At 31.2% G+C, this 13,020-nt stretch carries 13 protein-coding genes; 8 read left to right on the top strand and 5 right to left on the bottom strand.

The genetic code is table 11. The annotated features are described in order from the left end of the window. Positions 1-363: 363 nt before the first annotated feature. Positions 364-1,698: an aspartate kinase gene (locus NMK29_RS04995; protein WP_108802499.1), complete on the bottom strand. Its 1,335-nt coding sequence runs from the start codon at positions 1,696-1,698 to the stop codon at positions 364-366. Between the two features lie 106 nt (positions 1,699-1,804). On the opposite strand from NMK29_RS04995, the gene NMK29_RS04990 reads away from it, so the two are divergent. Further along, the gene (locus tag NMK29_RS04990) at positions 1,805-2,449 is read left to right on the top strand and encodes a hypothetical protein (RefSeq protein WP_108802498.1); all 645 of its coding nucleotides are present in this window, start codon (positions 1,805-1,807) and stop codon (positions 2,447-2,449) included. A 58-nt stretch (positions 2,450-2,507) separates the two neighbouring features. On the opposite strand, the gene NMK29_RS04985 is transcribed toward NMK29_RS04990, so the two are convergent. The 4 genes from NMK29_RS04985 to NMK29_RS04970 all read right to left on the bottom strand — a co-directional run bounded on the left by NMK29_RS04985 (position 2,508) and on the right by NMK29_RS04970 (position 8,175). Continuing rightward, positions 2,508-4,580: a M13 family metallopeptidase gene (locus tag NMK29_RS04985; protein ID WP_108802497.1), complete on the bottom strand. Its 2,073-nt coding sequence runs from the start codon at positions 4,578-4,580 to the stop codon at positions 2,508-2,510. Positions 4,581-4,885: 305 nt separating this feature from the next. Beyond that, positions 4,886-5,341 (bottom strand): RES family NAD+ phosphorylase, encoded by a 456-nt coding sequence (locus NMK29_RS04980; RefSeq protein ID WP_108802496.1) that lies wholly within the window; start codon positions 5,339-5,341, stop codon positions 4,886-4,888. After that, the gene (locus tag NMK29_RS04975) at positions 5,341-5,793 is read right to left on the bottom strand and encodes an antitoxin Xre/MbcA/ParS toxin-binding domain-containing protein (protein ID WP_108802495.1); all 453 of its coding nucleotides are present in this window, start codon (positions 5,791-5,793) and stop codon (positions 5,341-5,343) included. Before NMK29_RS04975 ends, NMK29_RS04980 begins: the two co-directional genes overlap by 1 nt. A gap of 57 nt (positions 5,794-5,850) precedes the next feature. After that, a complete protein-coding gene (locus NMK29_RS04970) occupies positions 5,851-8,175 on the bottom strand; it encodes a hypothetical protein (protein WP_108802494.1) in 2,325 nt (774 codons plus the stop codon). 358 nt (positions 8,176-8,533) lie between these two features. Here NMK29_RS04970 and NMK29_RS04965 point away from each other — a divergent pair, with 358 nt between their 5' ends. The 7 genes from NMK29_RS04965 to moaCB all read left to right on the top strand — a co-directional run bounded on the left by NMK29_RS04965 (position 8,534) and on the right by moaCB (position 13,014). Then, a complete protein-coding gene (locus NMK29_RS04965; RefSeq protein ID WP_108802493.1) occupies positions 8,534-9,067 on the top strand; it encodes a hypothetical protein in 534 nt (177 codons plus the stop codon). Positions 9,068-9,189: 122 nt separating this feature from the next. Then, on the top strand, positions 9,190-10,368 hold the full coding sequence (glp, locus tag NMK29_RS04960; RefSeq protein WP_108802492.1) for a gephyrin-like molybdotransferase Glp: 1,179 nt from the start codon (positions 9,190-9,192) through the stop codon (positions 10,366-10,368). Between the two features lie 141 nt (positions 10,369-10,509). Then, positions 10,510-10,842 carry a winged helix-turn-helix domain-containing protein gene (locus tag NMK29_RS04955; RefSeq protein WP_108802491.1) on the top strand — a complete coding sequence of 111 codons (333 nt, stop codon included), beginning with the start codon at positions 10,510-10,512 and terminating at the stop codon, positions 10,840-10,842. Further along, positions 10,839-11,411 (top strand): molybdenum cofactor guanylyltransferase, encoded by a 573-nt coding sequence (locus NMK29_RS04950; protein ID WP_108802490.1) that lies wholly within the window; start codon positions 10,839-10,841, stop codon positions 11,409-11,411. The genes NMK29_RS04955 and NMK29_RS04950 overlap by 4 nt, the downstream gene beginning before the upstream one ends. After that, a complete protein-coding gene (locus NMK29_RS04945) occupies positions 11,402-11,641 on the top strand; it encodes a MoaD/ThiS family protein (RefSeq protein WP_108802489.1) in 240 nt (79 codons plus the stop codon). The genes NMK29_RS04950 and NMK29_RS04945 overlap by 10 nt, the downstream gene beginning before the upstream one ends. Before the next feature lie 12 nt (positions 11,642-11,653). Beyond that, entirely contained in the window at positions 11,654-12,091 is a 438-nt protein-coding gene (locus NMK29_RS04940; protein ID WP_108802488.1) for a molybdenum cofactor biosynthesis protein MoaE, read from the top strand. A 2-nt stretch (positions 12,092-12,093) separates the two neighbouring features. Beyond that, positions 12,094-13,014 (top strand): bifunctional molybdenum cofactor biosynthesis protein MoaC/MoaB, encoded by a 921-nt coding sequence (gene moaCB / locus NMK29_RS04935; protein ID WP_108802487.1) that lies wholly within the window; start codon positions 12,094-12,096, stop codon positions 13,012-13,014. The last annotated feature ends 6 nt before the right edge of the window (positions 13,015-13,020 follow it).

Here is a 13,020-nt window from a genome sequence, read left to right as displayed (position 1 = left end):
ATAGAAAACAATCACTTTCTATTAAAACTAATACCCTGGTATGAAATACTTTAAAATAAAAATAACTTAATAAAAGTAACAGTAACAATCGAATAAAAAACAAACAAAACAATTTCTAGACGATATTTTTCTACGATTCTCTTTAACATTGGGAGTGGTTTAAGTTTATTGGTTTATATATAAAACAGTTAATTATCTTTCTACCCTATATTTATTTGAAAAAATCCCAACCTGGTTAATTGTTGGGATTAAATAAAAAACAATAATCTTTATAAAAGTAAAATTTTATTTCATTAAAAAAAAACAATACAAATACTGTGTTTTTCTTTTACTTAAAGCTCATCATATTACATAACAAACAATTTAGAGAACTGCTTCCTGATGAGAAAGAAACAGCCTCTCATTTAAAAATCTAAGGGTTGGTATTTTATCTTTGGTTTCTACAAGAATGGAGATATTATTATTACTCCCTCCGTAAGAAATCATTCTTACAGGTATATAATTAAGGATTTCAAAAAGTTTATGAGAGTTTTTATCGTTAATTACAGATTCTCCAACAATACAAATAATACTATGATTCTGCTCTACCGTCACCTCTGCATACCCCTCTATTTCTTTCACTATTTCATCAATGTGAGTAATATCATCAATCGTTAAAGAAATTGCTATCTCTGATGTGGTAATCATATCTATAGATGTATGATAATTATCAAAAACTTCGAAAATTCTTCTAAGATATCCGTGCGCCATCAACATTCTATTTGATTTAATTTTAATGGCTGTTATTCCATCTTTTGCAGAAATGGCTTTTAACCCTTTTCTATATGTTTTATTTGAGATTACTGTTCCAGCAGCCTTAGGATCGAATGTATTTTTTAATAATACAGGAATATCTTTATCTACAACTGGAGAAACTGTCTGCGGATGTAAAATTTTGGCCCCGAAATATGCTAATTCAGCAGCTTCATTATATGTAAGATGAGCAATTGGGTTAGTACCTTCTACATATCTAGGATCATTATTATGTAACCCATCTATATCTGTCCATATTTGAATTTCGCTAGCATTTATTGCGGCGCCTATAATAGTAGCGGTATAATCACTACCTCCTCTTTTAAGCGTGCTAATTTGATGTAAGTGATCTCTACAAACAAATCCTTGCGTTATATATATATTTGAAGTTTCATTACTTTCTAGAACTTCATTTAATTTCTGAGAGACCTTTTTGATATTTGGATTATCTACATTATCTACACACATAAAGTCCTTTGCCGAAATTAATCGATTGGTAACTCCAATAGCGCTCAAAAAGTTTGAAAAAATGTATGTTAACAATGTCTCACCAAAAGTAAGAACCCTAGCATTTAACACTTCTGTATATTCCTGGTTAGATAACTCTAACATTTCTGTTATCATTGAAGAAATTCCATCCTTAAGACTATTTTTTAGCATTAAGTCATCTACTAAGGTATCAACTACCTCTAAATGTTTATTCTCTAATCTATGAAGATTTCTAGTAATACCTTCTGCATCTTTTAGTTTTATATATGCTACTAAATTTACCAACTGATCAGTAACTCCAGACATCGCAGAACATACTACGATCTTTTGGTCATTATCACTTATAAGTATATCCTTAACTTTATACAAATTCTCTACAGACCCAACAGATGTTCCTCCAAACTTTAAAATCTTCATAGCAATTTTTATTTTTTACAATGCATAATTAGACAATAGAGCATAAAGAATAAATATTTTGATAAAAAAAGTATATATTTACACAATATGTTAAATATCTAACAGAATGAAAACTATTACAGATTGTGTTCACAATATACTGAGGCATCAGCCATTTTTGGAAGACGCACTATCACGAGATATTATTAATTTTAGTTCACTCGCTACCGATCTATTGCCGCAAGTAGAAAAAGAAATGAGAAAACCAGTAAAGTCAGGTTCCATTGTAATGGCTTTACGAAGATATCATCCTAAAAGAATTAAACATTCAGAAAACCTTGGAAGTTTAGGTGATATTGTGGTAAGATCAGGAATTACGGAATATGCTTTTTTAAATTCTAATACAATTCTTACCAGTCAATCTAATCTATTGAATACTGTGAAAGATAAAACAAAAACCTATTTCACATATTCTAGTAATTTCCAAGAAAGTAATATACTTGTTTCTTCATCGCTTAAGGCAATTGTTGAAGATCATTTTAAGGATGAAACATGTATATCCGTCAAAGATGATTTATCTTCTATGTCTATTGCTCTTCCAGATGATAGTTCAAGATCTATCGGATTATACTTTTATATATTTAAGCTTTTGGCATATGAAGGGATTCCGGTTTTTGAAATTATATCTACTTCTAATTACTTCACTCTTTTTTTAGAAAAAGAATATGTAAATGACGCATTCCTTTTAATGAATGAAATAAAAGAGAATTAAAAATTTTCCATAAAAAAAGCCCCGATGTTATCAGGGCTTTTTATTTATTTTTACTTGTCTACCAAATACTTACTCTCTTCTCTGGTTCTAAATACATTTTATCTCCTTGTTTTATATCGAAAGCATCATAAAATGCTTGAACATTTAACAATGGTTGAATTGCTCTAGTAGTACCAGGAGAATGCGGATCTGTTTTAATTTGGGTTCTTAATGCATCTTCTCTAATCTTAGTTCTCCAAACGGTAGCCCAAGACATAAAAAATCTTTGTTCTGTTGTAAACCCATCAATATCTTCAGGTCTTCCATTTTCAGTTAAGTGCATTTGCAACCCGTCATAAGCGCCTAATACACCACCTAAATCTCCTATATTCTCTCCAAGAGTAAACTTACCATTAATATATACACTATCTAACACTTCGATTGCGCTATATTGTTCAGCAAGAGCATCTCCTCTTTCGGTAAATTTCTTAAGATCATCTTCTGTCCACCAATTAGATAAATTCCCATTTGCATCAAAACGAGCCCCAGAATCATCAAAAGCATGAGAAATTTCATGACCAATAACAGCTCCGATCCCTCCATAATTTACAGCTTCATCAGCAGTATAATTATAAAATGGTGGTTGTAATATCGCAGCAGGAAAAACAATCTCGTTATTAAGAGGATTAAAATAAGCATTAACTGTTTGAGGAGACATTCCCCATTTAGTTTTATCTACTGGTTCTCCAATATCATCAAATTGTCTATCCTGAGCCCATTTGCTTACAGCAGCCATATTATCAAAATACGATTTATCTGCAGAAACTGCCATCTTAGAATAATCTTCCCACTTATCTGGATATCCAATCTTAACTGTAAATTTATCAAGCTTTTCTATTGCTTTTACCTTTGTGGTATCACTCATCCAATCTAATCGCTCAATTCTACCTTTAAAAGCTGTAATAACATTAGCAATCATTTTTTCTGCCTTTTCTTTTGCTTCAGGCGGAAACTTTTCGTCAACATATAATTGACCTAATGCTTCTCCTACTGTTCCATTAACAGTTGCTAAAGCACGTTCATCAGCTGGTCTTTGCTCTTTTTGACCTCTTAAATATTTACTATAAAATTCCCAGTTTGCTTTTTCTATATCGGTTGACAGAAGACCTGTAGCACTATTAAAGGTATCCCATCTTACGAGTGTTTTGATATCTTCTATCGGTGTATTTTTTAAAAAACCATCTAAAGACTTTGTATATCTCAAATGCGCGACTATAATAGTATCAAACTTTTTAGTTACACCAAGATCTGAAATCATTTTATTTAAATCTAAAGTTGACAACATTTTGTCTGCCTCTGCAAGTGTTCTTGGATTATTATAATTACGTGCATCTCTACTTTCTTCTTTATTAAGTCTTGGTTCTGCAAGTTGGGTTTCCATCTTTAGGATTTTATCTGCTGCAATTTTTGCATCAGCCTCCGCATCTCCTAACATCCCAAGCATTCTTACAATATGCTTTTTGTACTCTTCACGAATTTCTTTTGATTTTGAGTCCTGATCTAAATAGTAATCTCTATCTGGTAAACCAAGGCCATTTTGACCAAGATATACTGCATTCATAGCACTATTATTAAGATCTGCCTGTACTCCCAATCCAATAAAAGGTGAAGAAACCGAAGGGTTCTTTGCCAATACTGTTTGAAGATCCTCTAGATTCTTAATAGACGTAATAGCATCTAAAGCAGGTTGAAGTGGCTTTACTCCAGCAGCATTTCTAGCAGTAGTATCTAATTTAGTATCGAAAATAGCTAAAGCCTTAGCCTGATCAGTATCTACATTATATTTTCCACTCTTTTTCGCTTTAGCTAAGATTTCTAAAACATCATTATCCGTAGATTTTCTTAATACGCCAAAACCACCCCAGCTAGTTCTATCTTCTGGAATTTCTGTATTCTTCATCCAACTACCATTAATGTAGTTATAAAAATCTTCTTTTGGACTAACGGTGGGGTCCATATTGTCCAAAACGATACCTGGAATTTTTTCAACTTCGGCTACAGCCTCAGCATCTTTTTCTTCCTCTTTTTTGGTTTCATTCTTGCAACTGACGAATGCAATGACGAATGCAGCCAAAAAATACACTTTTCTCATTTTTGTATTCATTTTATTAATAAATTAAGTTTAGTTCTTTGGAATAAGACGTAAAAATTGAGGATTCGTTACTCATATCCAATCTTGCAAGTTAGACAAATTGCGAAAATACAGGAAGTTCTTTTTAAAAATTTAACTAATTCAAAATAAAAAAATAACTATTAAACCACTGACTAACAATGCTTAAACCATAAAAAATATTATCTTATTAACAAAAAATTAGCTACAAAACATCATTAATAATAGTCATTATTTTGTAAAACTAAGTCTGTAAACATTAGTCACAAAAATTAAATACGAAGAATTTATTTAAGTAATCGTGTATCAAAACTAAAAGGTTCAATCTCTATTAACTTTACCAAATTAAAATCAGGATGTAACGGATTAATAAGAAGATTCTGTTCTCTAGGTACTATAATACTAGGAACTTTTAATCCCAAGCTTATATTCTCCGATATCCAGTTTAAGGCAAAATGTTGAATTCCTGTAGAAGGTGGTATTTTATTCCAATCCTTTGGTAATTCTTTAATATCTATTGTAGAAATTAGATCATCTGGCAATTCTATCGTAGCTATAGCCATATTATCTGGAAAGTATGCAGCTGGTAAATGAGCTAGTACTTCTAATACAGAAAGAGCTGCAGTAGTACTTGTATATAGGACAGCAACCCCTTTTGGATTCCATCTACCTCCAACGGTTTTAGCTCCAATTCCGGTAAGGTCCTTTATATACTTTTGTTTGGCAATTCTATATACCAACATTATGCAAAAATTCCATGCTCTATACGAATTAACTCTTCGTTTAATAACTGAAACCCAAAAGTGGTATCAAGAAGTTCTTTGGGTTTTTTTGTAGCTAAAGCAACATTTGGATGCTCCATCCACCGTTTAAAACGATCTAAATCCCCAAAAATGTTTTCACCTCTTGCATAAAGTTTTGCCAATTGCAAAGCTTTGGAGCTTGCTTCAGTACTTAACTTTTTATTAAGTTCATAGCGTTGTATTGTACGCTCAGACAAATGTAGTACATGGGCCAACTCACTCAAATCAAAATCTATGGTCTTAGCAAGATGTAATAATGCTCGCTTATCAATACCATTACGAGATAGTTCAATGAAATCATAAACATTGTGTAAAGGAATATCTATATTTAAGTACCTCAATAAACCATTACTTTCTAAACCATCATAATCCAACGGTGATACTGCGCTCATAACCAAAAGAATTTTTTACATTGACAAATGTACAAAAAAAAACGACAATTGACTTGCTTATTGTGTAATTAAATCCAAATCCACTTTCACTGAATCTAATCTAGCTTCCATAGATCTAATTGCTACAGTAGATAAATATCTCCCTAGCGGCAGTACTGGTTTTATAAAGAGTTCTTCTTTATTAATATCTCTAGTCAACAAATTAACCGAGGAAGGCATAATTTCTGTTTGTTTTAAACTAATTACATAATCATCGCCCAATTTTTCCATAACCTCTTTTGTATGACCATATCTAACATTTCTAAGAGTTGTTAATGGGGCTGAGAGCTGTGTACTTGTTTTCGCTATTTTTAGCTCTTCTTCATTGGTGATAATCAATTGTTTAATTTTCACTTTCTTTCTCAACAAAGGAAAAGAATCACTTAATACTTTCTTAAACACTTCTTCAACACCTATTGATACTCTCCCTCCAATATTGTCATAATATCCAGCATCTGCATATTGATCAGATATAAGTAAATCTTTTTGTGTCGTATTCCTAACTTCTCCAACAGGAGTAATAAATGGAAAACTTGCATTAATCCTCATCGCAGTCGAAAGTGCTATAGAATTATTAGGATAACTAGCCTGTATAGTACTTAAAAAATCGTTCATTCCCGTTAATTCTTTTACTTGAGAGTACTCTACTGGACTAATAATATTATAGTTTCCAGTTTGAGTATGTGTAGTATTCACAAATAATAAAGGTGGTATTTTTTGAGAAATCAAATCCATAGTATCAAGGATAAAAGCATTATCGTAAAAAGACAGAAACTCTTTGTCAATAATACTCTTACCTTTTGAATCCAAAAAGTATTTTTCGTGTGCTTCGATCCATTGTTCTTCTAATAATTGTCCTCTATTTTTAAATTTAAATAAACTAGTGACTTCCTTAAATAGATCTCGTCCTAATAAAGACAACAACGCAACCGATAAATAATTTTCCTTATAAATACTACTGGCTTTATAGTCTACAATAGGTACTTGAGTATTCTCTTCAATTTTAAACCTTGATTTTTTGCCTTGTAAGCTGGTATTTCTAGCTTCTGCAAAAAACATGGAATTGCCAACACCACCGCCAGAGGCTCCTGTTAATGAAAGCAAATGTTTTTCAAAATAATCTCCATTCGTATTTTCATACAAATAGCTATGCACTAAAAAAGCCCAAAGTCCTGCTCTCGATCCTCCTCCCTCAGCAGAAACCATAATAATTGGAAAAGTAGTTTCACTATCATTAATTATGTTCTCCCTACTCTTTAACCAATAATATATATAAGTATCTAATGAAGGCCTATCAACATGGGTTTCCATCAAATTAAGTTGATAATGATCCGACGTATCTGAAAAAAACTTAGCTGAGAAAACACAAAAGACTGTTACAATTGATAATAAAGGAAGGCGTATTTTTTTTCCAATTAAAATCAAGATAAAACAAATCATGAAAAGACTTAAAAGCGAAAGAATTAAAACGGATAATGGATTTATTCCAGTTACCAGACTAGGATAAAAATTAAATAATAGAAATGTCATTAACATAATGAACCCCGACATTAAAATAAAAGTATAAAATAACTTTTTCGGAAAACGTTTTAAAAACCAATAACTATTAAATGATAAAGTAAAAAATAACAGTACTAATGCACTACTAGAAAGAAAAAGATTACCTAAATCCTTTTCTGTTTGAGTATTTAATGTTCCTAAGGATATAATCAAAACCATTAATCCAATAGAAAGTATAAAGACAAAAAACTTAGTTTTAGCACTTCGATTAAGAAAATCCTTTAGCACTTTATACAATTTAGGCTCGGACAATAGTAATAACAGAAAAATAATGAAGATCAACGTATTTGTAGGATTTAAAAACTCGGTATACGTATTTTCTAAACCAAATAATTCCATTGCATTAAGAATACTCAATGCAGATATAGCCAGTAATAAAATTGCTAAAATTCTTGGTAATGTTTTTCTCATATGAATTCTAGTAACATAAGTATAGCTAGCAGATTCACTTCTATCCTGAAATCGATAATGTTGATTGGGAATAAACCCTATGAGATTGGTAAGAGTAATATCTTTATAATTATGAAAATAAAAATACTTAGGGGCATTCCAAATTAAAAAAGCAGCGGTAATAAGCAAACTAAAGTACAATGGAACTTCTAGTAAAAAAGTGTCTGCTTGATTTAGAATTAACAATAAATCCACTGTCTGCGGAAAGTGCCATAAAGCCAAATAGACAAATCCTATAAAAAAAAGGCTGATTAAATTATTAGAAAGCTCTCTTAGTAGGTTTTTAAACCAAATATTAAAGCCTTGGGAAAATAATAATAGTTTGATCATCATTATGATCAAATTTAAAATTAAATATCCTTAAATCACATACTAATTTTTAAAAATAACACTTAAAAAAACGGGATCTATCATTTTACAACGAAAACCTCTAAAAGCAATAAATTGGAAATCAATCTGTTAATAAAACTCTAAAATTTAACATTTGTCTAAACACCAGTGTTTATAGGTTAAATGAGAAATTTTATCAAATCCATAGTAACAAAATCAATATTTAAATGTAAAAAATTACGGTTTTAACATAAAAAGTTGTATCTTGTCGTTGATTATGTGTTTTACAACGATAAAAACACTAAATTAGTAAGAAAAAGCTTACTTTTTAAATTGCAGTTTAACCCAAAAACTGAACCTTATGAAAAAATTATTACCCCTATTAACATTACTTTTCGCAAGTGTTGCATTTGCGAACGTAAAAATTGACATTTCTTATAAATTAATGTCAGTGACTGAGAACACCATAATTAATGGTTTAGACGAAAATACCGAAGAAGGTGTTATTTTTATAACAGAAAGTTTACATATCGAAAACGGTGCAAGAATTAAAATCAGAAACGCTTGCTTAATTATATTAGGAGATATTTCTGGAAACGGAATTCTTGACGTAGACGAATCCGCAACAGTTACTTTAGAAGGAGAGAAAAAAGGACGAGTTACCTTTATCGATAGATTTCTAGCAGACTCAACTTGTCAGCAAAGTACCGGTTTAGAAACATTTAAAGACATCAAAGAAGTTCCCCAAGGTCTTAACTATAGTCTTTATACGCTAACAGGTAGATTATTAGATCACGGTATAATTGATGATTACATTCATAATTATAGAGATCCAAAAACATACTTCATTAAAATTGAAGGTTACAAACTAAAAAAAATCGTTTTTAAAGGTTAAATCAATCATAAAAAGTAAGGTTTTATGATAGCACGGTATTTATTGCCGTGCTTTTTTTATGCGTTATAAAATTTAGGTTAGCTCCTAACAAAGCAATATTTTTGATACAAAATAATTCGAAAATGATTTCTGTATCAAAAGCATTGTCTATAATCTCTGAAGTACTTTATACTCCTAAAACAAAAACCGTTTTATTAAAAGATACCAATGGATTAAGGCTTAGCAAAAATATTCCTACTCCCATACATATGCCACCATTCCGTCAATCAGCGATGGATGGATACGCCTTGTTACTTCATGATAAAAACACCTATCAAATTATTGGTGAAGTAAAAGCAGGTGATGCAGATGATTATTCATTATTGCCAGGACAAGGAGTTCGCATTTTTACAGGTGCAAGAGTTCCTGATAATGCAAATACTATAGTAATACAAGAAAAGGTAATAAGATCAGAAAACACTATTACCATAAATGAAGAAATACACCAAAACCAAAATATTAGAGCCACTGGAGAACAGATAAAAAAAGGAGATATTGCATTAGAAAAAGGAACAAAAATATCTCCTGCTGGTATTGGATTTTTAGCAGGATTAGGGATTACTGATTTAGAAGTTTTTGTTCCCCCAAGCGCAGCAATAATAACAACTGGAAATGAATTGATAGCGCCTGGACAAAAACTGCAAGAAGGAAAAATCTATGAAAGCAATTCTGTTCAACTACAAGCTGTTCTAGAGCAATTTCAAATAAAAGAAATTAATAAATATATTGTTCAGGATGAATACGAAAGTACAAAAGAAACAATCAGACAAGCTATTAAAAATAATGATTTAGTATTAATCAGTGGAGGAATTTCTGTAGGTGATTACGATTTTGTAAAAGAAGCTTTATCCGAACTTGGTACTGAAGAATTATTTTATAAAATCAAACAAAAACCTGGTAAACCATTGTTTTTTGGAAAAAATAAGGAAACATTCATTTTTGCTTTACCCGGTAATCCTGCATCCTCTCTTACTTGCTTTTATATTTATGTAATTCCTGTTATTCAAAAAATAATGGGTGATTCCGCTTCTGCTGGCCTTAAAAGGACTCTGAAATCTTTAACAAAAGATTTTATCAAAAAAGGAGATCGGGCACAGTTTTTAAAAGCTAAAGTTTCTAATGAAACTGTAGAAATTCTAGAAGGTCAAAGTTCTGCCATGTTACATTCCTATGCTGTAGCAAATGCTTTAGTTTTTATTCCAGAAAATATTAGTAAAGTTGATAAAGATTCTTTGGTAGAAACTATTTTGCTACCTGATTAATTTTATGTTTTCAAAAAAGAACACAACTATAATTTCAATTTACCTTATCAAACTCTTTCTATTTTGAATAAATCATAAAAATTTCTGAAAGAGTGTATTCTTCTTTTTTTTCGTTATATCTTGCAGGAAACAACGACTAACATGTATCATATAAAAAGCAGGATATGGATCGAAGGTGAGAAGGGCGTTTTCCTTGGTGAAGGAAGAATTAAAATTCTAAAAGCCATAAAAACCGAAGGTTCTCTCTCTAAAGCTGCAAAATCTCTTGGGATGTCGTATAAAAAAGCTTGGAATTTAGTTGATTCCATTAACAAAAATGCTTCTATTCCTGTTGTTATTACTAATACTGGAGGAAGCGGTGGAGGTGGCACAGAAATCACCGAATATGGACTAAAAATGATTAGTGTATTTGAAAATATCAATAAAAATTGCTGGGATTTCTTAGATCAACAATTAAAAGAGTTACAATTATGAGTTCTCTGCAAGGTTTAGACATAACAGGGATTATACTAGCTGGTGGTAAAAGTAGCAGAATGGGAGAAGATAAAGGTTTAAAACTACACAAAGGAAAACCTTTTATAGCTCATATTTTAAAGGCCCTAGAATCAATTACAGACAAAATTCTAATCATTACTAATAATCCAGCCTATACTATTTTTGGTTATCCGTGCATTTGTGATATAATTCCTGATTTAGGACCTGTTGGAGGAATCTATACTGGATTAACTCATACTACAACAAAACAGAATTTAATCCTTAGCTGTGATGTCCCTTTTGTAAATCATATGGTTCTTGATAAATTAATTTCTGCACATGAACCTAATTTTGATGTAATCACTTTCCAAGATATTCCATTAATTACATTATATAATGAATCTGTTATTAGTACTTTTCTAGAAAGTATCAATAACAAACGTTTAAGCTTAAGAAAAACACTTTCTACTCTAAAAGTAAAAAGTATTCCTACAGAAGATGCTATAGCTCCGTACATAAAAAACATAAACACACCTCAACAATATAAACAGGCAACACAATGGAATTAAAGGTTTTATATTTCGGGATGATTGCTGAAGCTACTAATTGTAAAGAAGAAATTATTTCTTTAGAACATGGTAGCAAAGTAGATCAATTAGAAAATTTACTAAAAAACAAATATCAAAAATTGCAAAGTTTATCATTTAAAATTGCGATTGATAAAGAAATTAAGTCAAATAACACTCTACTTAACCCTACAAGTGAGATAGCGTTATTACCTCCATTTTCTGGTGGTTAAAAAAAGTAATACATGGAAAAAAGAAAAACTGTTTTTGTAGAAGGACCGATACGTCCAAATTTTATCGCAAACTCTATCGAAAAACATCAAACTAAGACAACTATTGGTGCTCACGATATTTTTTTAGGCCAAGTACGAGCAGATGAGATTGACGGTAATATTGTACAAGCGATTGAATATTCTGCGTATAAGGATATGGCCGAAGAAAAATTTCACGAAATACGTGAAGCTACTTTTGATAAATATGATCTTACCTGTATGCATATTTATCATAGTTTAGGAAAAGTAAAAGCTGGCGAAATTTGTCTTTTTGTATTTGTATCTGCTCCGCATAGAAGAGTAGCTTTTGAAGCATTGGAGTTTTTAGTTGAAGAAATAAAAAAAGATGTCCCTGTATTTGGAAAAGAAATTTTTGAAGATGAAACTCACGTTTGGAAAGTAAATAATTAAGAATGGTAGACATCACACATAAAAATAATACACTTCGTACGGCAGTAGCGCAAGCTATTGTAAAAGTAGGAAGTTCCGAAACCATACAAGCCATTGTTTCTAAATGTATTCCTAAAGGAGATGTTTTTGAAATGGCTAAAACTGCAGGTTTATTTGCCGTTAAAAGAACCAGTGATATGATTCCGGATTGTCATCCCTTACCTATTGAATACACTAGCATAGATTACAAAATTAATAATCTAGAAATTGTCATAGAAATGACGGTAAAAACCATTTATAAAACGGGTGTAGAAGTTGAAGCAATGCATGGAGTATCTGTAGTAGCCCTCACAATGTATGATATGCTTAAGCCTGTTGACAAAAATGTAGAAATCCAACATATTAAGTTGCTTAAAAAACGAGGAGGGAAATCTAGTTACAAAGATAATGGAGAACCTTTTACAGCGGGTGTTATTGTATGTTCTGACTCAATTTCTGCAGGTCATAAAGAAGATAAAGCAGGTAAAGCGATTATAGAAAAATTAAAAGAATGTGGGGTTACCATTAACACATATACAATAATCCCAGATGAGATAGATGAAATACAGCAACAGGTAAAGCAATTAAGAAAAGATGAGAATGATCTTATCATTTTTACTGGGGGTACCGGATTATCACCTCGGGATGTAACACCAGAAGCACTACTCCCTTTAATAGAACGTAGAATTCCTGGAATAGAAGAAGCAATCCGAACTTATGGTCAAAACAGGATGCCATATGCTATGCTTTCTAGAAGTGTTGCAGGCGTGATTGGAGAATCATTAATACTTGCATTACCAGGATCAACAAATGGAGCAAAAGAATCTATGGAAGCTATTTTCCCTGCTGTATTGCATACCTTTCGAATATTAAAAGGAGCTAAACACGATGGAAACGAATCTTAATTGAAA

Source organism: Aquimarina sp. Aq107 (assembly GCF_943733665.1).
Lineage (GTDB): Bacteria > Bacteroidota > Bacteroidia > Flavobacteriales > Flavobacteriaceae > Aquimarina.
This window is presented reverse-complemented; position numbering and strand designations above follow the sequence as displayed.